We start from the raw sequence: 25,015 nt of genomic DNA, 5'->3' as shown, positions 1-25,015 counted from the left end.
AATGGGAAAGGGCGTCGTCGTCAGGCGATGCGGACGACGACCTTGCCCCGCGCCTTGCCGCTCTCCAGGTGGCGGTAGCCGTCGGCGGCCGTCGCCAGGTCGAAGCGGCGCTCGTCGATGAGGGGACGCAGCTTCCCGGCGTCGGCCAGCCCGGCCAGCGCCTGCATGATGCGGCCGTGGCGGTCGCGGCCGATGTCGTGCAGCATCGGGATCAGCATGAACACGACGTGCAGCGACAGGCCCTTGGAATGCAGCGGGGAGAGGTCATGGGTGCTGCGCGCCGCCGTGGCCGCGATCCGGCCGTTCAGCGCCGCCGCGGCGAAGGAGCGGTCGAGGTTGGCGCCGCCCACCGTGTCGATCACGGCGTCAAAGCCGCGCCCACCAGTCAGCCGCTGCACGTAGGCGGCGACCTCCTCCTCCTGGTACAGGATGGTCTCGTCGGCGCCGAGCTTGCGGGCGAATTCGGCATCCTCGGCCGAGGCGACGGTGGCGGCGACGCGGGCGCCCAGGCTCTTGGCGACCTGCACCGCGACATGGCCGACGCCGCCGACCCCGGCGTGCACCAGCGCATGGTCACCGGCCGTCACGGCCGTGCGCTCCAGCGCCTCCCAAGCGGTGATGCCGACCAGCGGCAGGGCCGCAGCCTCCTCGAAGGACAGGGATTTGGGCTTGTGCGCCAGCAGGCGGGCGTCGGCCACGATGAACTCGGCCAGCGTGCCGCCCTGCCCCTTCACGCCGCCGGCGCAGCCGAAGACGTCGTCGCCGGGCGCGAAGCCGGTCACGCCGGTGCCCACGGCCTCCACGGTGCCGGCGACGTCGGCGCCCAGGATGGCGGGCAGCGGGGCACCGATCGGCAGGCCTTCACGGATGCGCCCGTCGATGCGGTTCAGGGAGGTCGCGACGAGGCGGACCAGCACCGTCCCGGGCCGCAGCTCCGGGCGCGGAACCTCGGCCAGTTCGAAATTCTCAGGCCCGCCGTGGGCCTTCAGCAGCAGAGCGCGCATCATGACCATCCATCAGGGATCGTGGTGATGGAGGCAGGGTGCGCGCGTCGCACGAATTAGAGAAACGCATATTTCAGATCGTTTCGATCCGAAAGTCTGCTAGATTGGAGCGACTGCCCTCAGGCGATGGCGCGCAAGGTCTGGTGCTGCGCGGCGATGGCCGATACCGTCTGGGCGAGCAGCCCGGGCCGGTCGTTGACCAGATCGCGCACCGGACCGAAATCGATCAGGATCGCCGCAGAACCGGCGGCGCGCAGTTCGCGGCAGGCCCGGATCACGCCGTCCAGCGTCGCCGCGGCGGCGCGGACCACGCCCACGCTGATCTTCAAGGGGCTGCCGAGCGGTGCGGCGGCCAGCGCGCGGTCCTGCTGCGCCATCCATTCAGACAGCCGCTGGACGGCCGCGGCGAATTCGCGTTCCAGGGCGGCGACGTCGCAGGGCTGGACGTCGGCGGGAAGGTGCAGGGCGGGTTCCGGCAGCGGCTGCGACTGGGCGCTGGCGATGATCGCCGAGGCGAGCGCCGCCCCGGAGAAGGGCCGGCCGGCGACGTCCCTGGACCGTTCCGCCGTCATCCGCTCCGCCATCATCGTCACAACCTGGGCCATCCGATCACCCTCCCGAAAGCGTGCTTTAAAGGTTAGGACACGGTCAACTCGGCGGTCGCCACGGCGCCGTTCAGCGATTCGAAGTGGACGACGCAATCGGGCGAGTCGGCGATGTAGGCCAACACGTCGGCGTAGGGGCCGGAGATGCGGATGATGTCCAGCCCGCGCGCCCCGCTGCCCTCCTCCGCTGGCGGCAGCCGGTCGTGGGTGATGGTCAACAGGTCCATCCGTGGCGCCCAACCCCTGGTCGTCGCGGCGAGCACGAAGGCCTGGTGGCGGTGGTTCGTCCGGCGGAAAGGAACGATGCGGGCGGTTTCCACAACACCGGAAGCGGGCTCATTGTGGAGCGTCGCGGGTTGTCTCTGGGCCATGGCTCACCTCGATCGTTCTGGCGCGCTTGCGGAAGGGCCGGGGCGGCGGCCGGCGGAGCGCGGTCCCGTCGGCCATCTGTGGTATACCGTATCCCAGAATGATCTTGTTCTCAACAGTCATTTCGCGCAACATTACGCATGCCCCGCCATGACGGCCCGCCCCTTGGGGAGCGCGCTTTCCGCACAGAGGAAATTCCGCCCCCCGGGCTGGACAGCCGCCGCCGCGCCATGATCTTTCCATGGGAAAAGCCACGCCCACCGGGAGCATTCCATGGATTCGGCCACCGTCATCCTCGTCCACGGCGCCTTCGCGGACGGTTCCAGCTGGAGCCGGGTCATACCCCTTCTCCAGGCGGAGGGGCTGGATGTGGCCGCGGTGCAGAACCCGCTGGCCTCGCTCGATGAGGACGCGGCTTATGTCCAGCGCGCCATCGACCGGGCGAAGGGTCCCGTGGTGCTGGCCGGGCACAGCTGGGGCGGCGCCGTCATCACCCAAGTCGGCAACCAGGACCGGGTGAAGGCGCTGGTCTATGTGGCCGCCTTCGCCCCCGGCGTCGGGCAGTCGCCGAACGACACGCTGAAGCCCTTCCCGCCATCCCCCGGCCTGTCCAGCGTGTCGGTGGACCGCGCGGGCTACCTGTTCCTGACGCCGGACAACCTGGCGAAGACCTTCGCGCAGGACCTCTCCCCGGCGGAGATCGCGCTGCTGGCCGCGACCCAGGGGCCGACCGCCGCCGCCTGCTTCCGCACCCGCGTGACCGCCGCCGCCTGGGAGCACAAGCCCTCCTGGTACGTGGTCGCCAGCGAGGATCGCATGCTGCCCGCCGCCTTCCAGCGCGCCACCGCCCAGCGCATCGGCGCCCGGACCACCGAGGTCGAGGCGAGCCACGTCCCCCACTCCTCCCGGCCGGAAGCGGTCGCGGCGGTGATCGCGGAGGCTGCGCGCACCCGCTAATCCCGGCGCCGGTTTGCGGCGAAAAGAACCGGAACCTCCTCTCGCCATGTCCGGTTGAGCCGGGCATTCAACGCTTTGCGAGAGGACAACCCCCATGGCCCGTGCAGCCAACAAGCCCTTGGCGATCGTCACCGGCGCGTCCAGCGGGATCGGCCGCGAGCTGGCCAAACAGTGCGCCGAGAACGGCTTCGACCTGCTGATCGCCGCCGACGATCCCGCGATCGAGGACGCCGCAATGGAATTACGCGGCCTGGGGGCGGCGGTCGACACCATGCAGGCCGACCTCGCCACGCTGGAGGGGGTGGACAAGCTCTGCGCGGCGCTGAAGGGGCGGCCGGTAGACGCGCTGCTGGCCAACGCCGGCCATGGGCTGGGCCATGGCTTCCTGGACCAGGACTTCAAGGACGCCCGGCACGTCATCGACACCAACATCACCGGCACACTGTACCTGATCCAGAAGGTCGGGCGCGGCATGCGCGACCGCAAACAGGGCCGCATCCTGATCACCGGCTCCATCGCCGGCTTCACGCCGGGCGCCTACCAGGCGGTCTACAACGGCACGAAGGCCTTCATCGATTCCTTCTCCTTCGCCCTGCGCAGCGAGCTGCGGGACTGCGGCATCACCGTCACCTGCCTGATGCCCGGCGCCACCGACACGGAGTTCTTCGAGCGCGCCGGCATGATGGACACCAAGATCGGCCAGTCGAAGAAGGACAGCCCCGCCATGGTCGCGGAGGTCGGCTTCAACGCCATGATGCGCAGCGAGGGCGACGTGGTCAGCGGCTGGAAGAACAAGCTGCAAACGGCGGTGGCGAGCGTCACCCCGGCCGGCGTCCTGGCCGAGCAGCACCGCAAGATGGCGGAACCCGGCTCCGGCACGCACTGACCACCGCCCCTATTCCCGAAAACGAAGGACGCCGCCCATCATGCGGTTCGATCGGTTCACCCCCACCCGCCGCGGCGTGATCCTGACCGGATCGGCCGGGCTTCTCACCGCGGCGGCTGGCCCGTCCTTCGCCGCGGGCTCCGGCCCTCTGCCCGGCACGTCGCCCGTGGACGCCGGAAAGGTGGAGGGCGGGCGTGTCACCTTCCCGAACTGGCGGGGGGAGGCGGACCGGCCCTCCGCTCCGCCGCCGGCCCCCTTGCCGCCGTCGGAGCGGGTGGGCTTCGCCATCGTCGGGCTCGGCCGGCTGGCGCTGGAGGAGATCCTGCCGGCCTTCGGGGACTGCAAGCGCGCCCGCCTGGTCGCCCTGGTGTCCGGCAGCCCGGAAAAGGCCAAGCTGGTCGCCGCACAGCATGGGATCAAGCCGGAGTCCGTCTACAGCTACGCCGACTTCGACCGCATCGCCGAGAACCGGGAGATCCAAGCCGTCTACATCGTGCTGCCCAACGGCCTGCACCGGGAGTATGTGCTGCGCGCGGCGAAGGCCGGGAAGCATGTGCTGTGCGAGAAGCCCATGGCGACCTCCTCCGCCGAGGCGCGGGAGATGACCGCCGCCTGCGACGCCGCGGGCGTCCGGCTGATGGTCGCCTACCGTTGCCAGTACGAGCCCTACAACCGCGAAGTCATCCGGCTGGTCCGCTCCGGCGAACTGGGCGCGGTGCGCTTCATCGAGGCGACCAACACCCAGACCATGGGCACGGCCGACCAGTGGCGTTTCCGCAAGGCGTTGGCCGGCGGCGGCGCGCTACCCGACATCGGGCTCTATTGCCTGAACAGCGCCCGCGCCCTGCTGGGCGAGGAGCCGGTGGAGGTCTTCGCCCGTGCCTTCTCCCCAAAGGACGACCCGCGCTACCGCGAGGTGGAGGAGTCGCTGTCCTTCATGCTGCGCTTCCCGTCCGGCGCCATCGCCAACTGCGCGGCCAGCTATGGGGCGCACGAGTCCAAGGACCTGCGCGTCCGGCTGGAGAAGGGCTGGATCGACCTGGAAAACGCCTTCGCCTACGAGGGCCAGCAGATGCGCCTCGCCCATCGCGACGGGAAGAGCGAAGCGGTGGAGTCCGTCCGCCTGTCGCGGGAAAACCAGTTCGCGCTGGAGATCGACCACATGGCGACCTGCGCCGCCCAGGGCCGCACGCCCCACACGCCGGGGACTGAGGGCGTTCAGGACCATCAGGTGATGGAGGCGATCTACCGGTCCGCGGAAACCAGCGCCCCGGTCAGCCTGCCCACCGTCGCGGCGCGCGATTCGACCCGCGGTCCGGAACCGGACACCGGGTGATGCCAACTCACGCCGCGGTCGACCGCCGCACGCGGGTGCAGGACAGGGCGGCGGCCAGGCCGCGTTCCAGTTCGACGCGCCCGTAGGGCTTGGCCAGGCTGACGCACTCCATGCCGCTGGCGCGATGGCCGTCGTCCGCGCGGTCGGCGTAGCCGGTCGCCAGGATGACCGCGATGCCGGGACTCCGTTCCCGCACGAGCTTGGCGAGGACGAGCCCGTCCATGCCCGGCAGGCCGAGGTCGGTGATCAGAACGTCGAAGCCGTTCCCATCCTCCAGGCAGCGCAGGGCCTCCGTCCCGTCGCCGGCCTCGGTCACGGCGTGGCCCAGGTCGGCCAGCGTGGCGGCGGCGACCATGCGGACCAGCGTGTCGTCCTCGACCAGCAGGATGCGCAGGCTGGGCGCCGCGTTCGCCGCAATGTTCATTGCTGCGTTCGTTGGGAGTTCCGCCGCCTTCCTGCCCGTTGATTTCGGATGGGGCAGGATGGTGCGGATCATGGCCGCAAGGTCTGTCTCGCGGTAGGGCTTGGGCAGCAGCGGGTGCGACTCCTCCAGCCCATGCTCCTGCGCCAGGGCCTGCGCCGTGTAGCCGGAGGTCAGCAGCACGCCGATCCCCGGGCGCAGCCGCCGCGCCTCGCGCGCCAAGGCGACGCCGCTCATGCCGTTGGGCATGACCACGTCGCTGAACAGCGCATCGATCCGCTGGCCGCCCTGGAGGATGGCGACCGCGGAGGGGCCGTCCGGCGCCGTGACGACCACATAGCCGAGGTCGCGCAGGCTGCGCGCCGCGATCGCCCGGACATCGTCGTCGTCATCCACCACAAGGACGACCTCACCCTTCCCGGCCAGCGGATCGGATCGGAACAGCGACGCGTCGGCCACGGCCGCCCGTTCCCGGGTCTGGGGCAGCAGCAGGGTCACCGTGGTGCCTTCGCCGACCGCGCTTTCGATCTGGGCCTGCCCGCCGGACTGCCGGGCAAAGCCGTAGATCTGCGACAGACCCAGGCCACTGCCCTTGCCGACGTCCTTGGTGGTGAAGAAGGGTTCGAACACGTGGGGCAGGATGTCGGGCGGGATGCCGGCACCGGTGTCCGCGACGACGACGGCGACATAGTCGCCCGGCCCCAGTTCCCCGGCCGCGGAGTCCAGGCGGGCGTTCCGCGTCGCGATCGTCAGGCGCCCGCCGTCGGGCATGGCGTCGCGCGCGTTGACCGCAAGGTTCAGCAGCGCCGTCTCACACTGGTTCGGGTCAATGCGGCAGTGGGCCAAGTCGTTGGCGAGGCGCAGGTCGACCGCGATGCGCTCCCCCACCGCCCGCTGCACCAGCGGCACCAGCCCGGACACCAGCCGGTTCACGTCCACGACCTGCGGGCGCAGCGCCTGCCGCCGGGCGAAGGCGAGCAGGTGCTGGGTCAGCCGCTCGCCACGCGCCGCCGCGGTTAGGGCGGCGGCCGCCATGCCGCGCACCTCGTCCGGGTTGTTCGCCCGCCGTTCGATCAGGCCGAGGTTGCCGACGATGACCGTCAGCAGGTTGTTGAAGTCGTGCGCCACTCCACCGGTCAGCTGGCCGATGGCCTCCAGCTTCTGGCTTTGCCGCAGGGCCGCTTCGGCCGCCTCCCGCCGCTCCGCCTCTTCCGCCCATTGGGCGGTGGCGCGCTGTTCCCGGATGGTCTGGCGCAGGGCCAGCCACGTCGTGGCGAACAGGCCGGCCGCTGCCGCCAGGAAGACCACGCCGTAGATGGCGAGGTTTTCGCCCCACTCGCGCAGGACCGAGGCATAGGTCACGCCGGCGGCGATGTGCAGCGGGTAGGAACCGATCCGCTGCACGCTGACGATCCGCCACACGCCGTCCAGCTGCGACTTCACCCAGATCGGGCGCCCGAACTCACCCTTGCGGACCGCCGTCATCACGCCGCTGTCCGGCGACAGCCGCATGCCGGGCTTCGGCGGGTTGGGGTAGCGGACGACCACCATCCCGTCGTCGCGGGTCATGGTGACCGCGACGTCCTGCCCGGCCCCGGCGATGCGCTGGTAGACGTCGGTGAAGTAGGAATGCGCGATGGAGACGGAGACGACGCCGCTGAACCCGGCGTCCGGACCGGTGCGCCGCCGGCTGATGTTGAAGAAGGTCTCGGCGGTGAGGACGCCCTGCATCGACTCGGTGACGAAGAGCCCCCCGTCGCCGCGGCGATGAGCCTGGAAATAGGGACGGCCGGCGGCGCTGACGCCCTGCGGCACGGGATAGAAACGGTTGCTGACCAGCGGCGCGCCCTGGTCGTCCAGGATCCAGGCCGCCTGGATCTGGGCGATGCCCGTGCTCATCGACTTCAGGCGTTCGTGCAAGGCCTGCTCGTCGGCGCGGATCGTGGCGGCGCCCATGCCATGCGTCACGTCGTCGATGCGCCCCAGCAGCGCCTCGTTGGTCTCGAACACCTTCTGCGCGTGCTCGTGGACGATGCTGGTGAGCTTCTCCGCCCGATCGGCGGCGTGCTCCATGGCGTCGTGGTAGCTCTTCCAGGCCGCTCCGGCGAACATCAGGGCCGGGAGCAGGATGGACGCGGCGAGCAGCACCTTCAACGACCGGATGCTGCCACCCTGCAAGGGCCGCAGGCGATCACCGTCGATGGATTTCGTTGACATCCGTGCTTGTGCCCTCGCCCGACCGGCCCGATGGCGAAGCGCATCGGGCAAGGTTGCCGCGTCCGGAACCGGTGGGCCGCGGCTTCCCGCCAGCCGCTACAATGATTTGGGTTCGACACGAAACCAATATCGCCTTTGGCCATAGCGCTTAGGGGGTAACGACTCGCTAAGGACGCGGCAAAAAGCCCCCTCTCCCCTCAAGGGAGAGGGGGCTTTTCCTCATCGTATCAGCCCCTTACCGCCCACACGAAATGCAAGCATCGCGCAGCACTTTCGCGGGACGAAGACGAAACGAAGCGGTCATCCCTCGAATGGGCTTCCGAATGGCCCCTCAGCGTCGCTCCGGGTCGAAGCGTTTTCGGAGACCCTGCCAGCAACGGAAATACTCGTGCTGGAGCTGGGCGGTTTCCAGCGCGTAGCGGGTCGGGCGAATGACGGCGCGGGTTTCCACCATGAAGGCCATGGTGTCGGCGACATGGTGCGGCCGGGTCGTGTCGGCGGCGGTGGCCTTCTCGAAAGCCTCCGCATCCGGGCCGTGGCCGCTCATGCAGTTGTGCAAGCTGGCACCACCGGGCAGGAACCCCTCTTCCTTGGCGTCATAGACGCCATGGATCAGGCCCATGAACTCGCTGGCGATGTTGCGGTGGAACCAAGGCGGCCGGAAGGTGTCTTCCGCGGCCAGCCAGCGCGGCGGGAAGATCACGAAGTCGATGTTGTCCACGCCCGGCGTGTCGCTGGGCGCATGGAGGACCAGGAAGATCGACGGGTCGGGGTGGTCGTAGCTGATCGAGCCGATGGTGTTGAAGCGCCGCAGGTCGTACTTGCAGGGCGCGCAGTTGCCGTGCCAAGCGACGACGTCCAGCGGCGAATGGCCGATCGCGGCCGACCACAGGTTGCCCATGAACTTGGCGACCAGCGTGAAATCGCCCTCGCGGTCCTCGTACCAGGCCGTCGGCGTCAGGAAGTCGCGCGGGTTGGCCAGCCCGTTCGACCCGATGGGGCCGAGGTCCGGCAGGCGCAGCGGCGCGCCGTAATTCTCGCAGACGTAGCCGCGCGCCTCACCGTCCGGCAGTTCGACCCGAAAGCGTATGCCGCGGGGGATGACGGCGATTTCCTGCGGCGCGACCTCCAGCCGGCCGAGTTCGGTGGCGAGGAGAAGCCGGCCCGTCTGGGGCACGATCAGCATCTCGCCGTCGGCGTTGCTGAAGAAGCGCCCGTCCATGGGCCGGTTGGCGGCGTAGAGGTGGATGGCGCAGCCGCTCTGCGCCGCCGGGTCGCCGTTGCCGGCCATGGTGACGAGCCCGTCCAGGAAATCGGCCGGCCGGTCGGGCATGGGCAACGGGTCCCAGCGCAGCTGGTTGGGCGGCGTCGGCACCTCGTCGAAGCGGCTGAGCAGCCGTCCATTGTCGAGTGGCTGGAACGGCTGGTGCATGACCGCCGGGCGGATGCGGTACAGCCAGCTGCGGCGGTTGTGCGCGCGGGGGGCGGTGAAGGCGGTGCCGGACAGCTGCTCCGCATACAGGCCATAGGGTGGGTTCTGGGGTGAGTTGCGCCCGACCGGCAGCGCGCCGGGCAGCGCTTCCGTCGCGAACTCGTTCCCGAAGCCCGAATTGTAGGTGAGATCGCTGGTCATGATGACTTTCCCCCCTTCACTCCCCGACACGCACCACCCCGTCGGCCCCCACGGCGACCGGCACCGGCGTCAGGCGGCAGTCCGGCTCGACCGGGCCGCCGAGGGCACGGCCATCCTCCACCGCGAACTCCGCCTGATGGTTCGAGCAGACGAGCCGCGCGCCGTCGGCGCTGACGACGGAGGCGCCGCGGTAGGTCAACGGCAGCCAGACATGCGGGCAGGCGTTGACGAAGGCGCGGACGTCCCCGCCGCAGCGCACGACCAGCATGGAGAAGACCCGCCGCCCCTCGCCGAAGCGGAATTCCCGCGCCTCGCCGTCCGGAAACTCCTCCAGCCGCCCCAGCGCCGTGCCGGGGGCGGGCGCCAGCGGGCTCTTGCGCCACGCGTCGCCGTTCTCCGCGTTACCGTTCTGGGCCGCCATGGCCGTCAGGCGTCCGGCCCGATGACGCCGCGCTGGAGCTGGTCGGCCTCAATGCTCTCGAACAGGGCGCGGAAATTGCCCTCCCCGAAGCCTTCGTCGCCCTTGCGCTGGATGAACTCGAAGAAGATCGGGCCGATCACGGTCTTGGAGAAGATTTGCAGCAGGACGCGGGCGTGCCCGCCTTCCACCACCCCGCCGCCGTCGATCAGCAGACCAAGCTCGCGCAGCCGGTCCAGCGGCTCCCCATGGTTCGGCAGGCGCTGGTCGACCATGTCGTAATAGGCGTCGGGCGGCGCCGGCATGAACTCCTGCCCATTCTCGGCGAGCTTCGACACCGTGTGGTAGATGTCGCTGCTTTCCAGCGCGACGTGCTGGATGCCCTCGCCCTTGTAGTCGCGCAGATATTCCTCGATCTGGCTCTTGTCGTCGGCGCTCTCGTTGATCGGGATGCGGATCTTGCCGTCCGGGCTGGTCATCGCCTTGGAGAAAAGGCCGGTGTGCTTGCCCTCAATGTCGAAGTAGCGGATCTGGCGGAAGTTGAAGAGCTTCTCGTAGAAGCCCGCCCAGCGCGCCATGTTGCCGCGGTGGACGTTGTGCGTCAGATGGTCGATGGTGTGCAGGCCGACGCCGACGGGCCGCGCCTCGCGTTCCCCGGTCCAGCGGAAATCGACGTCGTAGATGGAGCCGCTGTCGCCGTAGCGGTCGACGAAATAGAGCAGGCTGCCGCCGATACCCTCGATGGCCGGGATGTTCAGCTCCATCGGTCCGACCGGGTTCGGCACCGGCGTGGCGCCCAGGGCGACCGCGCGTTCGAAGGCGTGCTTGGCGTCGGCGACGCGGAAGGCCATGGCGCAGGCACAGGGCCCATGCGCCTGGGCGAAGCGGCGGGCGAAGCTGTCGGGCTCGGCGTTGACGATGAAGTTGATGTCGCCCTGGCGGTACAGCGTCACGTCCTTCGACCGGTGCCGGGCGACAGGCTGGAATCCCATGGTTTCGAACAGCGCGCCGAGCTTTTCCGGCTCCGTCGAGGCGTACTCGACGAACTCGAACCCGTCGGTGCCCATTGGATTGTCGTCGGTGATCCGCGCCCGCGCGGCCGTGCTGAACGTCCTCGTGCTGGAAGTCGTCATGGGGTGACCTCTTCACCTCGAATGGGGCGGAACTGTTGCCTCCTTATATAGTTTCAAAGCGAACAATTTCCAGTGTCCAAACGGCCGATGGGCGTCCGGGCACCGTGGGTGGGGAACGGCGTGTGCCCGTCAGATCCGCGCGCCGGCGATGTGGGCGATCTGGGCGCCAACCTCGTAATAGGCCTCCTTCGCGGCGCGGTGCTGGGCGGCCTCGGGGGCGGTGACCGGCAGCGGCAGGTCGGCTTCGGTGATCGCCCCGGACACCAGCTGCGCGAGGCAGCGGCCGAACACCGTTCCCGGCGCGATGCCGCGCCCATTGTAGCCGCTGAAGGACACGACGTTGCGCGCCAGCCGGTGGAAGCGCGGCAGGTTGTCGGCGGTCATGCCGATCTTGCCGTACCATTCCGTCTCGAATCGCACGCCGCGCAGCTGCGGGAACAGCTTGGCCAGCGCCCGCCGGCCCCAGTCGCGGTGGACCGGCAGGCCCGTCCCGCGCAACGCGCCGACGCTGCCGAAGACTAGCCGGCCCTGCTGGTCGAAGCGGAAGGAACTCAGCACCTCGCGCGTGTCCCACACGCCCTGGCGTTCCGGCAGGATGGAGCGCCGCAGATCCTCGCTGAGCGGCGTGGTCGCCATGTTGAAGTAGGGCAGATGGACCAACTCGCCCCGCACCTCCGGCCACACGCCGCTGGTGTAGGCGTTGGTGGCGACGATGACCTGCGTCGCGCGGACCGTGCCGCCCAGCGTGCGCAGGCGCCACGCCGCGCCCTCGTCCGTGGCCGAGACGACCGGGCTGCCGGTGTGGATCACCGCCCCGGCCTTGATCGCGGCGGTCGCGAGGCCGCGGGCGTAGGCCAGTGGCTGGATGGTGCCCGCCCGCAGGTCGAGCAGGGAACCGGCGTAGGCCTTCGTCCCGACCTTGCGCGCCGTCTCCTCTGGCCCGAGCAGCTGGACGGGCGCGCCGCGTTCCTTCCACTGCCGCTCGCGCTCCCGCAGTTCCCAGAAGCCCTGCGGCCCGACGGCGCAATGCAGGGTGCCGCGGTGCTCCGCCTCGCACGCCATGCCGTGCCGCTGGACCAAGTCGAAGACGACGCTCGGCGCGTTGCCGAGCAGGTCGAGCAGCCGCTGGCCGTGCACGTCGCCCAGCACCCCGGGAAGCTCGTCGGGCATCACCCACATGCCGGCGTTGACGAGGCCGACGTTGCGGCCCGACCCGCCGAATCCGATCTCCACCCCCTCCAGCACGACCACCGAGGCGCCGCCTTCGGCGAGGTGCAGGGCCGCGGACAGGCCGGTGAAGCCGCCGCCGACGATGGCGACGTCGGCCTCGACGTCGCCGGACAGCGGGGTGGTCGCGGGGGCCGGCGGAGCGGAGCGCTCCCACAGGCCATGGCTGCGCGGATCGTTCTTCATGGGAGTGGTTCCGGCTTCGGCGTTGTCCTGTCGGCGGCGCAGGTCATGCGCGCCGGGCACAATCGTCGCCCGCGCGCCCCGTTGTTTCAAACGAATTCGCCGTGTAACGTCATGACGGTTCGGAATGAGTGTGGCGGCCAGCGAAGGGGTGACGTGGCGTGGCGATCGTGCGGCGGTTCCTGCCCTCCATGTCCCTGCTGAGCGCCTTCGAGGCGGCGGCCCGGCACCAGAGCTTCACCGCCGCGGCGGCGGAGCTGAACCTGACCCAGAGCGCAGTCAGCCGCCAGATCCGCGCGCTGGAGGAGGTGCTGGGGGCGGAGCTGTTCCTGCGCGAACGCCAGACCGTCCGCCTGACCCTGGCCGGGGAGACCTACGCCCAGCAGGTGCGGGAGGCGTTGCAGCACATCTCCACCGCCACGCTGAACTTCCGCGCCAACCCGCGCGGCGGCACGCTGAACCTCGCCATCCTGCCGACCTTCGGCACGCGCTGGCTGGCGCCGCGCCTGCCCGGCTTCGTCGCCGAGAATCCGGGGATCACCGTCAACCTGACGACCCGGCTGGCGCCTTTCGACTTCCAGCTGGATCCGCTGGACGCCGCCATCCATTTCGGGGCGCCGGACTGGCCGGGCGCCGAACTCGACCCGCTGATGCGCGAGACGGTGGTGCCGGCCTGCAGCCCTGATTTGCGCGACCGGCACCGGTTCGCGAAGGCCGAGGACCTGCTGACCGCCCCCCTCCTGCACCTCGTCTCCCGGCCCGACGCGTGGGAGCGCTGGTTCGCGGCCATGGGCGTGGCGCCGGACGGCGTGCGCGGCATGCTGATCGACCAGTTCGCCACGGCGGCGCAGGCCGCCACCGCCGGCATGGGCGTGGCCCTGCTGCCCCGCTTCCTGTTCGAGGCGGAGCTGGCGCGCGGCGACCTTGTCGAAGCAATTCCCGGCGCCGTGCAAAGCGCCGGGCGCTATTACCTCGCCTGGCCGACCCGGCGGGAGAGCTATCCCCCGCTCCAGGCCTTCCGGCGCTGGATCGCCCGCGAGGCGGCGGCCGCTTAGAAGCCGTGGTCACCGCTGTAGCCGTTGCGCGGCGGCGAGGTCCAGCCCTGCGGCGGAGCCACCGGCTCATACACCTCGACCAGCAGCGGGTAACAGGCAGCCGTGTCGCTGGAATGCTCCGCGCTGCAATCGCCGCCGGGGCAGGCGGACAGGGCGCCCAACAGGTCAATCTCCGCGAAAAACTCCAGGAAGTCGCCGGGCCGCACCGGGCTCGCCTTCATGAAATACTGGCCAGTGTCGCGGGTGAAGCCCGTGCACATGAAGACGTTCAGCACGTCGTGCACCGCCGGCTCCACCTCCGCCGTCGGGCGCTGCGCGTGGCCGGCCAGCGCGCGCGTCAGGTTGGAGTGGCAGCAGTGGTGATACTCGCCGCCGCTCAGCAGTTTGTGGGTGTAGGGGTCGCAGCGCGTCCCGATGACGTCGTGGACGGAGCCGCCGAATTCGTCGAAGCCGTACCAGTCCAGCGTGTCCTCGGTGATCGTCGCCATGGGGCGCAGGAAGGGCAGGCAGGACCAGAGACGGTCGCCGGTGGACAGGTGCGTGCCGTGCAGCGCGCGCGTCTTGCCGGAGAAGAAACGCTCATTCAGATTTTGCGCCGCCCACAGGTTCAGGTCGCCGACCTGCGGCCCATCAATGCTGACGATGCGGAAGAAGCATCCCGCCGGCACTTCGAACGTGCGGGCGTCGCGCGGCGGCACCACCACCTCCGACAGTTTCCGCCAGCCCTGGCGCGCCGCGCGGTAGGCGGCGAGGTCGGGCGGGGCGAGGCTGTCGACGGGGTAACAGATCACCGGCCGAACACCGCGGCGTGCGGCGGCGTCCTGCGGTTCGGCGCGTTCGAACTTGTCCAACTTCACAAGAAACTCTCCCGAATGCCAAATCCCCTCTCCCCCCTGGGGAGGGGGTTAGGGTGAGGGGGCGCCCCCTCATCCTAACCAAGGGCCGCTTGCAAGTCTCGCGACCCCGACGCCACTACTTCTTCGCGAGCGGGCAGCCGCCCTGGTCGAGGGGGCGGAAGGCTTCGGCCGCGGGGATCGTTTTCACCAGCTTGTAGAAGTCCCAAGGGCCCTTGGACTCGTCGGGCGACTTGACCTCGAAGAACAGCATGTCGTGCACGGCGCGCCCGTCGGCGCGGACAGTGCCCTTGCCGAACAGGGGATCGTCGGTCGGGATCTCCTTCATTTTGGCGGCCACGACCGTCCCGTCCGTGGTGCCGGCGGCCTTCACCGCCTTCAGGTAATGCAACGCGCCGGCGTAGACGCCGGCCTGATTGCCGGTCGGGCGGCGCCCGTTCATCTTGGCGGCGAAGCGGTCGGCGAAGGCGCGCGTCCCGGCGTTCAGGTCCCAGTAGAAGGCTTCCGTCAGGTACAGGCCCTGCGCGTCCTTCAGGCCCACGGCGGCGACGTCGCTCAACTGCATCAGCAGCGCCGCCAGACGCTGCCCGCCGGTGGTGATGCCGAACTCCGTCGCCTGCTTGACCGACCCGATGGTGTCACCGACAGCGTTGGCGAGGCCGATGATCTTGGCGCCACTACCCTGCGCCTGGAGCAGATAGGAGGAAAAGTCCGACGCGTTCGGCGGATGGCGGACGCTGCCCACGACGTTCCCGCCCAGGCTCTTGACCACGGCGGAGGCGTCGTTCTCCAGCGCGTGGCCGAAGGCGTAGTCAGCGGTCAGGAAGTACCAGCTCTTGCCGCCGCCCTCCGTCACCGCGCGCGCCGTGCCGTTGGCGAGCGCCCAGGTGTCGTAGGTCCAGTGGATCGTGTTCGGGGAGCATTTCGGCCCGGTCAGCTCCGTCGTGCCGGGGCCGGAGGCGACGAACACGGCCTTGGAGTTGCGCAGCGCCTCGTTCACCGCCAGCGCCACGGAGGAGAAGGGCACGTCCAGGATGGCGTTCACCTGTTCCTGGTCCAGCCAGCGCCGGGCGGTCGCCGCGCCGATGTCCGGCTTGTTCTGGTGGTCGGCCTGGACGACCTCGATGGTCACGCCGGGCAACTCCTTGGCGAAGTCCTCCGCCGCCAACTGGGCCGCGACGAGGGAGCCCATGCCGGTGGAATCCGACGCGAAGCCGCTCATGTCCGTCAGCACGCCCAGCTTGACGCGCTTGCCGGCGATCTCCGCCGACGCGCCGCCTGCCCCGCACAGCAACGCCACCACGCTTGCCGTCGCCAGAATCCGATGCGCCTTCATGTTTCCTCCTTGTCCTTCTTCTTTATCGTCGTTCTTGCGGGCTTTCAGGCGCCGCGCAGTTCCTGGAGCACCGCCTGGGCGACGTCCTGCCGGACCGTTCCGCGCTCCACGAGGATGCGGGCGACGCGCTCGATCTCCTCGCCGACCGCGCCGGCCATCATGGCGATGTTCTGGGCGTGCAGCGCCATGTGCCCCTTCTGGATGCCGGTCGTCGCCAGCGCCTTCAGCGCGGAGAAGTTCTGCGCCAGCCCAACCGCCGCGATGATGCGGGCCAGCCGCTCCACGCTGGTGACGCCCAGGATCTTCAGGCTGGCCTGCGCGGTGGGATGCACCTTGGTCGCCCCACCGATCAGCCCAACCGCCATGGGCAGCTCGATGGAGCCGCTGAGCGCGCCGTCCTTGGTCACCTCGAAGCGGGTCAGGCTGCCGTAATGGCCCTGGCGGGCAGCGTAGGCGTGGGCGCCGGCCTCCACGGCGCGGGTGTCGTTGCCGGTCGCCAGCACGACGGCGCTGATCCCGTTCATGATGCCCTTGTTGTGCGTGGCCGCGCGGTAGGGGTCGGCCGCCGCGAAGTGGTAGGCGCTGATGATGCCGTCGCGCACCGCCTCGCCACTCATCTGATTGACGGCGATCTGATCCAGCGGCCACACCGCGTGCGCCCGCGCCAGCCGCCGGTCGGCGAGGTTGGAGAGGATACGCAGATACACGCGCCCGCCCGTCCATTGCGCGATGTGCGGCGCCAGTGTTTCCGCCATGGTGTTGACGGCGTTGGCGCCCATGGCGTCGCGGGTGTCGACGATCAGGTGGGTGACCAGCATCGGCCCGCCCAGGCTGTCGATGACGCGCACCTCCACATCGCGGAAGCCGCCGCCGAATTTCAGCAACACCGGGTCGCAACCGTCGCAGAGCGCCTTGATGTCGTCGCGACGGTCCAGCACGCGCAGGCGCGCGGCGTGCGGGTCGGCCACGTCGATCGCCTGGATCTGCGCGATCATCAGCGTGCCGGACATGGAGGTGGTGAAACCGCCGGCGTCGTAGCACTGCCGGGCGGCGTTGCAGACCGCCGCAACCACGGAGGACTCCTCCGTCGCCATGGGGATCAGCAGGTCCTCGCCGTCCACCTTCATGTTGGTGGCGATGCCCAGCGGGATGTTCATCGAGCCGACGACGTTCTCCACCAGCCGGTCCGCAAGGTCCAGGTCCAGGCCGCCGGTGTCGGCCAGCCGCTCGGTGATGGCGGAATCCAGGCCGGCGAACTCGGCAACGATGCGCAGCCGCTCCTGCGGGGACTTGCGGTGGAAGCCGGGGATGCGCGCGTTGCGGTGGGCGTGAGACAAGACCGTCCTCTCCTCTTGGTCCAACGTTCCCGGAAGCGTTCTTGCATTCCTTCCGTCGCGCTGATGATCCGTATACTCAAGGGACAATGGAAGGGACAGTTTGCGAAATTTCCCGGGACACTGTACCAGTCCAGGGGGTGGGACAATTTCGGCGCTGGAGGACGGGAATGACGCGGGTCGACGGCATCGTCGCGAAGATCGCGGCCATGATCGACGGCAACCTGCTGAAGCCGGGGGAGCGGCTGCTGTCCGTCCGCGCCGGGGCGCTCGAACACGGCGTGTCCAAGAACACGATGGCGGAGGCCTACGACCGGCTCGTGGCGCTCGGCCATCTGGAGGCCCGGCAGGGCTCCGGCTACTACGTGGCGCGCGTCCGCCGCCCGTCGCCGGAGCAGCGGCCGTCCCACGTGGCGGAGGCCGCGGACTTCGTCTCGCTTCTGCGCGAACAGCTGGTGCAGAACTATGCGGTCCGCGTCGGCGACGGGCGCCCGCCACCGTCCTGGATGGAGCGCTTCGAGGTGGGCGGCCAGCCGCGCCACACGCCGGCGGCGTCCGAGCACGGCTACGGCAACCCCTGGGGCTTCCTTCCCCTGCGGGAACGGCTGGCACTGACCCTGGCAGAACGCTCGATCAAGGTGGCGCCGGAGCAGATCCTGCTGACCCAGGGCGCCAACCACGCCCTCGACCTCGTCGCCCGCCAGCTGCTGGAACCCGGCGACGTGGCGCTGGTGGACAGCCCCGGCTACTACCCGCTGTTCGGCAAGCTGAAGCTCGCCAAGGTGGAGATCGCCGGCGTCCGGCGGCGCGGCGACGGGCCGGATTTGGAGGAGTTGGCCGCCCTGGCCACGCGGCTGAAGCCCAAGGTCTTCTTCACCCAGTCCCTGGCGCACAACCCGACCGGCGGGTCGATCACGCCGGCCGTTGCCCACCGCCTGCTCCAGATCGCAGAGCAGCACGGCTTCCATGTGGTGGAGGACGACCCCTTCGCCGACATCCTGCCGGCCGCCAGCCCGCGCCTTGCCACGCTGGACCAGTTGGAGCGGGTGATCTACGTCGGGACCTTCTCCAAGACCCTGTCGGCCAGCCTGCGCGTCGGCTATGTGGCGGCCAAGCCGGCGCTGATCAACACGCTGTGCGACCTGAAGATGCTGACCGTCGTCAGCACATCGGACTTCGTCGAGCGCATCGTCTACGGCGTTATCGCCAGCGGACAGTATTTGCGCCACCTGCGCCGGCTGAAGGCGCGCGTCGAGGCCGCGACCGAGGAAGCGGTGGGCGCGCTGGGCCAACTCGGCCTCCGCATGCCGATCCCACCGACCGGCGGCTATTACCTGTGGGGCGAGCTGCCGGAAGGCACGGAGGAGCGCGCGCTGGTCCGCGACGCGGCGGAGCGCGGCATCTTCCTCGCCCCCGGCTCCGTCTTCGTGCCCGGAAAGGCGCTGGCCGTCCCGGCCATGCGCATCAACGTCGCCTACGCCGGCGACCCGCGCTTTGTCGAGTTCATGCGGGATCAGCTGGGCCGGTGACCAGGGGTGTCAGCGCCGCGCGCAGGGGGTCCGGCAGCAGCACCGGGCGGCGCGTTTCGCGGTCCACATAGACATGCACGAAATGGCCGCTGGCTGCGGGCGCCGGGTCGTCGTTGCGGAACAGCCCGACCTCGTACCGCACGCTGCTGTTGCCGAGCCGCGCCACGCGCAAGCCGGCGTCCACCCGGTCGGGGAAGGTGATCGGCGCGAAGTAGCGGCAGCCCGTTTCGACCACCAGCCCGATCACCGGGCTGGTCTCGATCTCCAGCGCGCCGGCGTCGATCAGGTAGCGGTTCACCACCGTATCGAAATAGCTGTAGTAGACCACGTTGTTGACGTGGCCGTAGACGTCGTTGTCCATCCACCGCGTCGGGATGGTCAGGAAATGCCGATAGTCCGCCCGCTCCTCACTCTTGCGCTCCACCACGCGTGCCCTCCCGTTTCACCGGTTGCGGAGGGATCCGGTGCCGCCGCCCGGGTCCCGACGGCCATCATATGGGCCGCCCACGGAACCCGGACGAGCCCCGGCCACGCTCAAGGCAGAGAGAAAGCGTCAAACGACCTGAAGCCGGACCGGCACGTTGTTGCGGGTCGCGTTGGAATAGGGGCAGACCTGGTGGGCCTTTTCGACCAGCGCCTCGGCCTTGGCCCGGTCGACGCCCGGCATGGCGATCTTCAGGTCGACCTCAAGCCCGAAGCCGCCTTCCGACCGCGGGCCGATGCCGACCGTGGCGGTGACCGTGGTGTCGGCGGGCACCTGCATCTTCTCCTGCCCGGCGACGAACTTCATCGCACCCAGGAAGCAGGCCGAATAGCCCGCGGCGAACAGCTGTTCCGGATTGTTGCCGTCGCCACCGCCGCCGCCCAGTTCCTTCGGCGTCGTGAGCCTGACGTCCAAGGCCCCATCGGCGGTCTTGGCGCGTCCGTCGCGCCCGCCGGTCGCGGTCGCCTCGGCCCGATACTTCACATCCACAGGCATGTCGGTCCTCCCTGGTTGAAGTGAGGGGGCCTTCGGCCCTCCTCGACAGTCCCCCTCAACAGCCGGCAGGCGCTTTCTGTCACGCTGCCGCTGCTTGAAGAGCGGCAATCGTATAGGAGGGGGAAGCCCTTCTCCCCTTGGGGGAGAAGGGCTTCCGCTATAGAATCAGTGGATTAATTGAGGTTCACCTCGACCAGCACCGTGTCGCGGAGGAACTCCGCAGCGTGCCAGGCCTGGGGGTCGAAGCGGACGACCATGCCGGGGCGCAGCTCGACCGTCCCCTCCTCTGTTTCCAGGCGGGCCAGCCCGTCAAGCACCAGGAGGAACTGCTCGTGATCGTGGCTGTGACGCGCGGCAACCGTGCCGGCCTTGATCACGATCTGCTTCAACGAGGCGCCGGCGCCGGGAATCTCGCGCCGCTCCGCGCCGTTACCCCCGGTCGCCGGAAGGTCGTTCCACGTGATCACATCCGTCCTGGGCATACCGTCCTCCTCCCGTCTCTGGTGTTCGGAATACGGCCGAACCGAAGGCCGGCCGTATTCCGGAGAGGTCCCGGCCCTCAGCTCACCTGGATGATGCGCAGGTTGTTGGTGGTGCCGGCCTGGGCGAAGGGGATGCCGGCGACCACGACCATGCTTTCGTTCGGGCGCACGAAGCCTTCCAGCTGGCCGACGTTGATGGCGCGCTCCACCATCTCTTCGTAGGTGTGGATGTCCGCCGACAGCACGCTGTGGGCACCCCACAGCAGGCTCAGCCGGCGCGACACCGCGCGGTCGGAGGTGATCGCCAGGATCGGCACCGCCGGGCGCTTGCGCGCGATGCGCGCCGCGGTCGTGCCACTGGAGGTGAACGCCACGATGGCGGTGGAGTGGATCACCTCCGCCAGTTCGGCCGCCGCCGCGGCCACCGCATGCGGAGCCGTCTGCTCCTCACCCGGAGCGGAGGCGTCGATGATCGAGCGGTAGAGCTTGTGCTGCTCGGTGGAACGGATGATGCGGTCCATCATCTCCACCGCCTCGACGGGGTAGGAGCCCGACGCCGACTCCGCCGACAGCATCACCGCGTCGGCGCCGTCGTAGACCGCCGTTGCCACGTCCGACGCCTCGGCCCGTGTCGGGGTCGGGGCAGCGACCATGGAGTCGAGCATCTGGGTGGCCACGATCACCGGCTTGACCGCGAGACGGCACGCGCGCACCAGCTCCTTCTGGCGGCCGGGCACCTCCTCGTGCGGAATCTCCACGCCCAGGTCGCCGCGGGCGACCATGACGGCGTCGGACAGGCGGATGATGTCGTCGATGCGCTCCAGCGCCGCCGGCTTCTCGATCTTGGACATCAGGCCGGCGCGGTCGCCGACCAGGCCGCGCGCCTCCAGCAGGTCGCCCGGCTTCTGCACGAAGGACAGGGCAACCCAGTCCACGCCCAGCTCCAGCCCGAAGGCGAGGTCGGTGCGGTCCTTGGCGGTCAGCGGCGACAGCTCCAGCACCGTGTTGGGGACGTTGACGCCCTTGCGGTTGGAGATGGTGCCGCCGAACAGCACCTTGGCGTCGATGTGGTCGTCGCTGAGGCCGGTGATCTCGACGCGCACGCGGCCGTCGTCGATCAGCAGATGGTGGCCGGGCGCGGCAGCCGCGAAGATCTCCGGGTGCGGCAGCGGGATGGAATCCTTGTCGCCGTCAGCCCCCTTCAGCACGAAGCGGATGGTCTCGCCGGCCTTGACGGTGATCTTGCCGTCGCGGATCGTGCCGACGCGGATCTTGGGACCCTGAAGGTCCTGGAGGATGCCGATGGGGCGGCCGACCTCAGCCTCCAGGGCGCGGATGGCGGCGTGGACCTTGGCGTGGTCCTCGTGGGTTCCGTGGCTGAAGTTCAGACGGAACGTATCGACGCCGGCCATGAACAGCCGTTTCAGCATCTCGGGCGAATTGCTGGCCGGTCCGACGGTGGCAACAATCTTCGCGCGGCGGTGACGACGCATTGTCTCTCGGCCTCTTGGGCCGCCTCCTTGGTGGGGCGTTGGCGCGCAGAGTATGGTCAGCGCGCGATCAGGACAACCCGGATATCGTCCACGGCGGCGAGCATCAGACCCCCTACCCCTTCTTCGAGGAGAAAGCGCCGTGGCCGAAGCGGGCGGCCGATCAACCCTTCAGGAAGCGCAGCAGTTCCGCCGCGATCTCGTCCGGCGCCTCCTCCTGGAGGGTGTGGCCGCAGTCGAGCGCCCGGCCGCGCACGTCCAAAGCCTTCTCCCGCCACGTCTCCAGCACGTCGTACAACGCCCCCACCGTCCCCTTGGCGCCCCACAGCGCGAGCAGCGGGGCGGTCACCCGGGCGTCGGCGTCGGCCGCGTCGTGGTCCAGGTCGATGGAGGCGGCGGCGCGGTAATCCTCGCAGATGGCGTGGATGGCCGCCGGGTCGCGATAGCAGCGCAGATACTCCCGGAACAGCGCCTCGTTCTCCGTGCCCGGATTTTTGGTCTGGCCGGCGATGTGCCGGCGCAGAAAGTGTTCCGGATCGGCGCCGATCATCCGTTCCGGCAGGTCGAAGGGCTGGATCAGGAAGAACCACCAGAAATAGCGGGTGGCGAACTCCCGATTGGTGCGGGCGTACATGGTCGCGGTCGGCGCGATGTCGAGCAGGGCCAGACGCTCCACCGCGCCGGGATGGTCGAGCGCCATGCGGTGGGCCACCCGCCCACCCCGGTCGTGCCCGACCACGGCGAATCGCTCGTGCCCCAGCGCCCGCATCACCTCCACCTGGTCCAGCGCCATGGCGCGCTTGCTGTAGTTGGCGTGCCCCTCCCCGCCCGGCGGCTTCGACGAGTCGCCGTAGCCGCGCAGGTCGGCGGCCACGATCGTGCAGCCGGCCTCCACCAACCGGGGCGCCACCCGGTACCAGGTCAGGTGAGTCTGCGGGTGCCCGTGCAGCAGCAGGACCGGCGGTCCGCTATGATTCGACGTCGACACGGCGACGCGGATGCGGGCGCTGGTGGTGTCCAGGTCCAGGCGGCGGAAGCCGGGCATGATGGCGTCGGCGGCGGGATCAAGCATGTCCATGCTCATAAAGATAGCGCTCAATCGTGCAGGCCAAGTCCGCTCAGGCCAAGTCCGCTCAGGCCAAGCCAGGGCCGAGCAACCGTAGGGCCGAGCGACCGCATGGCCGGCGGCACCCAAACGCGCTATCATAATGATTATCGTGATAAAGGAATCCGGGCGCCGCCATGAGCCGCAAGCCGACCAACACGCCGCCAGGCGAAACGCCGAAACAACCGGCCAAGCGGTCGGAGGCCGCCAGGCTGGCCGATTTCATGTGCTTCTCGATCTATTCCGCCAACCTCGCCTACTCCCGGGTCTACAAGCCGGTGTTGGAGCAGCTTGGCGCCACCTACCCGCAGTACATCACGATCATCGCGCTGTGGGAGGAGGACCGGCAGACGGTGAAGAGCCTGAGCGACAAGCTGTTCCTCGAACCCAGCACCATGACGCCGATGCTGCAGCGCCTCGAAGCCATGGGCTACGTCACGCGGATGCGCGACCATGAGGACGAGCGCGTCGTCCGCGTCGCCCTGACCGAGGCCGGCCGCCAGCTCCGCGAGAAGGGGCTGGGGTTCGGGGAGCTGACGGTGGCGGCCTCCGGCCTTCCGCCGGACGAGTTCCGTGTCCTCCAGAAGGCCGTGGCGCGGCTGCGGGACAATTTGCAGAAGGCCGCCCGGGGTGAGGCGTGACCGTACCGGCCAGCCTCAGCTGGCCGTGCCTCAGCCAAAGGTGAAGACGTAGGCGTCGACGCCGGGTTCGAGGAAGCGGATCTCGAAGGTCCGCTCGCGCACGTCCCCCGCCTGCCGCACGAGCTGGTAGAGCCGGGTTTCCGACACCGTGCCGGTGCCGTCGGCGGTGATGTCCGCGCCATGGTCCGCTCCCGGCGCCTTGCCGTCGACCGTGACCTGGAAGCGCACCGGCTTGCCGTCCGGACCGGGGCCGAGCACGAGGTGCAGGTCCCGCGCGCTGAAGCGGTGGACGATCCCCCCGCCGGGCCGGTTCAGCCGGGCCTGCTCCGCCCCGACCGTCCAGTTGCCGGCCAAACCCCAGCGGTTGAGCCTCGGCGTGCCGACGGTGTAGTCCTGCGGCCGGCCGGGGCGCACGCCTTCGGGCGACGCGAAACCGTCCGCCTTCTCATAGCCGATGTAGGTCTCGCCCGAGCGGGCGTCGGCAAGGTCGGCGGCGGCCTGCGCCCCCGGCGCGTCCGGGTTGACGAGCCCGGCGTCGGCGCTCCGCCGTCCCGCCGCGTCGGCCAGCAAGTCCTGGATGACCCGCTCCGACCGCTCGTAGCCGCCCTCGCCGAACTGGTGGTGGCGGATGCGCCCCTCGGCGTCGACGAAGTAGAGGGCCGGCCAGTAGCTGTTGCCGAAGGCGCGCCAGATCGTGAAGTCGCTGTCCACCGCGACCGGGTAGCTGATCTTGAAGTCGCGGAGGGCGCCCTTGACGTTCGCGATCTTCTTCTCGAAGGCGAATTCCGGCGTGTGGACGCCGATCACGACCAATCCCTGGTCCTTATACGTCTCCGCCCAGGCCCGCAGGTAGGGCAGCGTCCGGATGCAGTTGATGCAGGAGTAGGTCCAGAAATCGACCAGGACCACCTTCCCGCGGAGCTGCTCCGCGGAGAGCGGCCCGGAGTTCAGCCATTCGACCGCCCCACCGAGGGACGGAAGCCGCCCTTCCACCGGCAGGCTGCTGCGGTAGGGGCGGTTCGTGTCGGTGGCGGCCATGGCCATGCTCCTGTCCGTCAAGCCTGCGGCGGGAAGCTGGTCGAGAAGGGACTGCTCGATCCCGGTGGTGCCGGCGTAGGACAGGCGCGCCAGCAGGCCGGTGTCGACGCCCAGCGCGATGGCGGCCACACCGGCGAGGACGGCGGCGCCCAGCCCCTTCCGGACACGCTCGCCGGCGCCCAGGGAGCGCTTCATCGCCGCCAGCATCCGGCCGCCGGCGAGCACCGCCAGGGCAAGCGACGTCGCGGCGCCGGCCGCGTAGGCCGCCAGGAACAGGGTCGTCTGCGCGTTGGCCCCCTGGAGCGCGGCGCCGGTCAGGACCAGCCCCAGGATGGGGCCGGCGCAGGGGGTCCACAGGAAGCCGGTCGCCACGCCCAACAGCAGTGACCCGCCGACGGTCGCCGGCCGCCCCCCGGCCCGGCCCGACAGCCGGTTTCCCAGCGCGAGCCATGGGCGGCTCAGCACCGCGGCGGCGCGCGGCGACAGCAGCGTCCAGCCGAACACGGCCATCAGGGCGAGGGCGGCGAGCCGCCCGGCCTCGTTGGCACCGACAGCCCACTGACCGCCAACGGCGGCGAGCGTCGCGACTCCCGCGAAGCTCGCCACCATGCCGGCCAGCATCGGCAGCACGCTGCGGCCGGCGGGCTGCCCCGCCGTCGAAAACACGAAGGGCACGATGGGCAGGATGCAGGGGCTGAGGATCGTCAGCACGCCCGCCAGATAGGAAACCAGGAAAAGGGTCATGGCCGAACCTTTCGGATCCGCCGGACGCCGATGGGGGTC

23 protein-coding genes are annotated in these 25,015 nt (G+C 69.7%); 6 read left to right on the top strand and 17 right to left on the bottom strand.

Features of this window, described 5'->3' with window-relative positions; translation table 11 throughout:
- Nucleotides 1-20: 20 nt before the first annotated feature.
- The 3 genes from M2351_RS23625 to M2351_RS23615 form a co-directional block, all read right to left on the bottom strand.
- Entirely contained in the window at nucleotides 21-1,007 is a 987-nt protein-coding gene (locus tag M2351_RS23625) for a zinc-dependent alcohol dehydrogenase family protein (protein ID WP_264658503.1), read from the bottom strand.
- Between the two features lie 116 nt (nucleotides 1,008-1,123).
- Nucleotides 1,124-1,609, bottom strand: coding sequence for a hypothetical protein (locus M2351_RS23620; RefSeq protein ID WP_264658502.1), 486 nt, complete (start codon nucleotides 1,607-1,609; stop codon nucleotides 1,124-1,126).
- 32 nt (nucleotides 1,610-1,641) lie between these two features.
- Nucleotides 1,642-1,980: a hypothetical protein gene (locus M2351_RS23615; protein WP_264658501.1), complete on the bottom strand. Its 339-nt coding sequence runs from the start codon at nucleotides 1,978-1,980 to the stop codon at nucleotides 1,642-1,644.
- Between the two features lie 271 nt (nucleotides 1,981-2,251).
- Here M2351_RS23615 and M2351_RS23610 point away from each other — a divergent pair, with 271 nt between their 5' ends.
- The 3 genes from M2351_RS23610 to M2351_RS23600 all read left to right on the top strand — a co-directional run bounded on the left by M2351_RS23610 (nucleotide 2,252) and on the right by M2351_RS23600 (nucleotide 5,157).
- Nucleotides 2,252-2,935, top strand: a complete 684-nt coding sequence (locus M2351_RS23610; protein WP_264658500.1) for an alpha/beta fold hydrolase — start codon at nucleotides 2,252-2,254, stop codon at nucleotides 2,933-2,935.
- A 94-nt stretch (nucleotides 2,936-3,029) separates the two neighbouring features.
- Complete coding sequence (locus tag M2351_RS23605; RefSeq protein WP_264658499.1) at nucleotides 3,030-3,821, top strand: SDR family NAD(P)-dependent oxidoreductase; 792 nt, start codon at nucleotides 3,030-3,032, stop codon at nucleotides 3,819-3,821.
- A gap of 40 nt (nucleotides 3,822-3,861) precedes the next feature.
- On the top strand, nucleotides 3,862-5,157 hold the full coding sequence (locus M2351_RS23600; protein ID WP_264658498.1) for a Gfo/Idh/MocA family protein: 1,296 nt from the start codon (nucleotides 3,862-3,864) through the stop codon (nucleotides 5,155-5,157).
- A 7-nt stretch (nucleotides 5,158-5,164) separates the two neighbouring features.
- Here M2351_RS23600 and M2351_RS23595 read toward each other — a convergent pair whose 3' ends face one another.
- The 5 genes from M2351_RS23595 to M2351_RS23575 all read right to left on the bottom strand — a co-directional run bounded on the left by M2351_RS23595 (nucleotide 5,165) and on the right by M2351_RS23575 (nucleotide 12,392).
- Complete coding sequence (locus tag M2351_RS23595; protein ID WP_264658497.1) at nucleotides 5,165-7,795, bottom strand: response regulator; 2,631 nt, start codon at nucleotides 7,793-7,795, stop codon at nucleotides 5,165-5,167.
- 331 nt (nucleotides 7,796-8,126) lie between these two features.
- The gene (gene hmgA, locus M2351_RS23590) at nucleotides 8,127-9,428 is read right to left on the bottom strand and encodes a homogentisate 1,2-dioxygenase (RefSeq protein WP_264658496.1); all 1,302 of its coding nucleotides are present in this window, start codon (nucleotides 9,426-9,428) and stop codon (nucleotides 8,127-8,129) included.
- Between the two features lie 16 nt (nucleotides 9,429-9,444).
- Nucleotides 9,445-9,849: a Rieske (2Fe-2S) protein gene (locus M2351_RS23585; RefSeq protein WP_264658495.1), complete on the bottom strand. Its 405-nt coding sequence runs from the start codon at nucleotides 9,847-9,849 to the stop codon at nucleotides 9,445-9,447.
- Between the two features lie 5 nt (nucleotides 9,850-9,854).
- Nucleotides 9,855-10,979: a 4-hydroxyphenylpyruvate dioxygenase gene (gene hppD, locus M2351_RS23580; protein WP_264658494.1), complete on the bottom strand. Its 1,125-nt coding sequence runs from the start codon at nucleotides 10,977-10,979 to the stop codon at nucleotides 9,855-9,857.
- Between the two features lie 129 nt (nucleotides 10,980-11,108).
- The gene (locus M2351_RS23575) at nucleotides 11,109-12,392 is read right to left on the bottom strand and encodes an NAD(P)/FAD-dependent oxidoreductase (protein ID WP_264658493.1); all 1,284 of its coding nucleotides are present in this window, start codon (nucleotides 12,390-12,392) and stop codon (nucleotides 11,109-11,111) included.
- Between the two features lie 158 nt (nucleotides 12,393-12,550).
- Between M2351_RS23575 and M2351_RS23570 the strand changes: the two genes are divergently transcribed.
- On the top strand, nucleotides 12,551-13,444 hold the full coding sequence (locus M2351_RS23570) for a LysR family transcriptional regulator (RefSeq protein ID WP_264658492.1): 894 nt from the start codon (nucleotides 12,551-12,553) through the stop codon (nucleotides 13,442-13,444).
- On the opposite strand, the gene M2351_RS23565 is transcribed toward M2351_RS23570, so the two are convergent.
- The 3 genes from M2351_RS23565 to M2351_RS23555 all read right to left on the bottom strand — a co-directional run bounded on the left by M2351_RS23565 (nucleotide 13,441) and on the right by M2351_RS23555 (nucleotide 16,971).
- On the bottom strand, nucleotides 13,441-14,301 hold the full coding sequence (locus M2351_RS23565; RefSeq protein ID WP_264658491.1) for an urea carboxylase-associated family protein: 861 nt from the start codon (nucleotides 14,299-14,301) through the stop codon (nucleotides 13,441-13,443). The genes M2351_RS23570 and M2351_RS23565 overlap by 4 nt on opposite strands.
- Before the next feature lie 115 nt (nucleotides 14,302-14,416).
- Nucleotides 14,417-15,634 carry an ABC transporter substrate-binding protein gene (locus M2351_RS23560; protein ID WP_264658490.1) on the bottom strand — a complete coding sequence of 406 codons (1,218 nt, stop codon included), beginning with the start codon at nucleotides 15,632-15,634 and terminating at the stop codon, nucleotides 14,417-14,419.
- 44 nt (nucleotides 15,635-15,678) lie between these two features.
- Complete coding sequence (locus tag M2351_RS23555; protein WP_264658489.1) at nucleotides 15,679-16,971, bottom strand: hydroxymethylglutaryl-CoA reductase, degradative; 1,293 nt, start codon at nucleotides 16,969-16,971, stop codon at nucleotides 15,679-15,681.
- Between the two features lie 167 nt (nucleotides 16,972-17,138).
- Here M2351_RS23555 and M2351_RS23550 point away from each other — a divergent pair, with 167 nt between their 5' ends.
- The gene (locus M2351_RS23550) at nucleotides 17,139-18,497 is read left to right on the top strand and encodes an aminotransferase-like domain-containing protein (protein WP_264658488.1); all 1,359 of its coding nucleotides are present in this window, start codon (nucleotides 17,139-17,141) and stop codon (nucleotides 18,495-18,497) included.
- Here M2351_RS23550 and M2351_RS23545 read toward each other — a convergent pair.
- The 5 genes from M2351_RS23545 to M2351_RS23525 form a co-directional block, all read right to left on the bottom strand.
- Nucleotides 18,472-18,921, bottom strand: coding sequence for an acyl-CoA thioesterase (locus M2351_RS23545; RefSeq protein ID WP_264658487.1), 450 nt, complete (start codon nucleotides 18,919-18,921; stop codon nucleotides 18,472-18,474). The genes M2351_RS23550 and M2351_RS23545 overlap by 26 nt on opposite strands.
- A gap of 129 nt (nucleotides 18,922-19,050) precedes the next feature.
- Nucleotides 19,051-19,476 (bottom strand): organic hydroperoxide resistance protein, encoded by a 426-nt coding sequence (locus M2351_RS23540; protein ID WP_264658486.1) that lies wholly within the window; start codon nucleotides 19,474-19,476, stop codon nucleotides 19,051-19,053.
- Nucleotides 19,477-19,649: 173 nt separating this feature from the next.
- A complete protein-coding gene (locus M2351_RS23535) occupies nucleotides 19,650-19,958 on the bottom strand; it encodes a cupin domain-containing protein (protein ID WP_264658485.1) in 309 nt (102 codons plus the stop codon).
- A 77-nt stretch (nucleotides 19,959-20,035) separates the two neighbouring features.
- Nucleotides 20,036-21,451, bottom strand: coding sequence for a pyruvate kinase (pyk, locus tag M2351_RS23530; protein ID WP_264658484.1), 1,416 nt, complete (start codon nucleotides 21,449-21,451; stop codon nucleotides 20,036-20,038).
- 160 nt (nucleotides 21,452-21,611) lie between these two features.
- On the bottom strand, nucleotides 21,612-22,520 hold the full coding sequence (locus M2351_RS23525; RefSeq protein ID WP_264658483.1) for an alpha/beta fold hydrolase: 909 nt from the start codon (nucleotides 22,518-22,520) through the stop codon (nucleotides 21,612-21,614).
- Between the two features lie 170 nt (nucleotides 22,521-22,690).
- Here M2351_RS23525 and M2351_RS23520 point away from each other — a divergent pair, with 170 nt between their 5' ends.
- On the top strand, nucleotides 22,691-23,194 hold the full coding sequence (locus M2351_RS23520) for a MarR family winged helix-turn-helix transcriptional regulator (RefSeq protein ID WP_264658482.1): 504 nt from the start codon (nucleotides 22,691-22,693) through the stop codon (nucleotides 23,192-23,194).
- A 30-nt stretch (nucleotides 23,195-23,224) separates the two neighbouring features.
- On the opposite strand, the gene M2351_RS23515 is transcribed toward M2351_RS23520, so the two are convergent.
- The gene (locus tag M2351_RS23515; RefSeq protein ID WP_264658481.1) at nucleotides 23,225-24,976 is read right to left on the bottom strand and encodes a cytochrome c biogenesis protein DipZ; all 1,752 of its coding nucleotides are present in this window, start codon (nucleotides 24,974-24,976) and stop codon (nucleotides 23,225-23,227) included.
- Between the last annotated feature and the right edge of the window lie 39 nt (nucleotides 24,977-25,015).

The sequence above is a fragment of the Azospirillum canadense genome (assembly GCF_025961225.1).
GTDB lineage: Bacteria > Pseudomonadota > Alphaproteobacteria > Azospirillales > Azospirillaceae > Azospirillum > Azospirillum canadense.
Note: the sequence above shows the minus strand (reverse complement) of the source record. Positions and strands in the feature narration are given on the sequence as shown.

Excerpts from the sequence above, each read along its gene's own strand:
- M2351_RS23625 (WP_264658503.1), bottom strand. The coding sequence starts at position 1,007 with ATGATGCGCGCTCTGCTGCTGAAGGCCCACGGCGGGCCTGAGAATTTC.
- M2351_RS23620 (WP_264658502.1), bottom strand. The coding sequence starts at position 1,609 with ATGGCCCAGGTTGTGACGATGATGGCGGAGCGGATGACGGCGGAACGG.
- M2351_RS23615 (WP_264658501.1), bottom strand. The coding sequence starts at position 1,980 with ATGGCCCAGAGACAACCCGCGACGCTCCACAATGAGCCCGCTTCCGGT.
- M2351_RS23610 (WP_264658500.1), top strand. The coding sequence starts at position 2,252 with ATGGATTCGGCCACCGTCATCCTCGTCCACGGCGCCTTCGCGGACGGT.
- M2351_RS23605 (WP_264658499.1), top strand. The coding sequence starts at position 3,030 with ATGGCCCGTGCAGCCAACAAGCCCTTGGCGATCGTCACCGGCGCGTCC.
- M2351_RS23600 (WP_264658498.1), top strand. The coding sequence starts at position 3,862 with ATGCGGTTCGATCGGTTCACCCCCACCCGCCGCGGCGTGATCCTGACC.
- M2351_RS23595 (WP_264658497.1), bottom strand. The coding sequence starts at position 7,795 with ATGTCAACGAAATCCATCGACGGTGATCGCCTGCGGCCCTTGCAGGGT.
- hmgA (WP_264658496.1), bottom strand. The coding sequence starts at position 9,428 with ATGACCAGCGATCTCACCTACAATTCGGGCTTCGGGAACGAGTTCGCG.
- M2351_RS23585 (WP_264658495.1), bottom strand. The coding sequence starts at position 9,849 with ATGGCGGCCCAGAACGGTAACGCGGAGAACGGCGACGCGTGGCGCAAG.
- hppD (WP_264658494.1), bottom strand. The coding sequence starts at position 10,979 with ATGACGACTTCCAGCACGAGGACGTTCAGCACGGCCGCGCGGGCGCGG.
- M2351_RS23575 (WP_264658493.1), bottom strand. The coding sequence starts at position 12,392 with ATGAAGAACGATCCGCGCAGCCATGGCCTGTGGGAGCGCTCCGCTCCG.
- M2351_RS23560 (WP_264658490.1), bottom strand. The coding sequence starts at position 15,634 with ATGAAGGCGCATCGGATTCTGGCGACGGCAAGCGTGGTGGCGTTGCTG.
- M2351_RS23550 (WP_264658488.1), top strand. The coding sequence starts at position 17,139 with ATGACGCGGGTCGACGGCATCGTCGCGAAGATCGCGGCCATGATCGAC.
- M2351_RS23540 (WP_264658486.1), bottom strand. The coding sequence starts at position 19,476 with ATGCCTGTGGATGTGAAGTATCGGGCCGAGGCGACCGCGACCGGCGGG.
- M2351_RS23535 (WP_264658485.1), bottom strand. The coding sequence starts at position 19,958 with ATGCCCAGGACGGATGTGATCACGTGGAACGACCTTCCGGCGACCGGG.
- pyk (WP_264658484.1), bottom strand. The coding sequence starts at position 21,451 with ATGCGTCGTCACCGCCGCGCGAAGATTGTTGCCACCGTCGGACCGGCC.
- M2351_RS23525 (WP_264658483.1), bottom strand. The coding sequence starts at position 22,520 with ATGCTTGATCCCGCCGCCGACGCCATCATGCCCGGCTTCCGCCGCCTG.
- M2351_RS23520 (WP_264658482.1), top strand. The coding sequence starts at position 22,691 with ATGAGCCGCAAGCCGACCAACACGCCGCCAGGCGAAACGCCGAAACAA.
- M2351_RS23515 (WP_264658481.1), bottom strand. The coding sequence starts at position 24,976 with ATGACCCTTTTCCTGGTTTCCTATCTGGCGGGCGTGCTGACGATCCTC.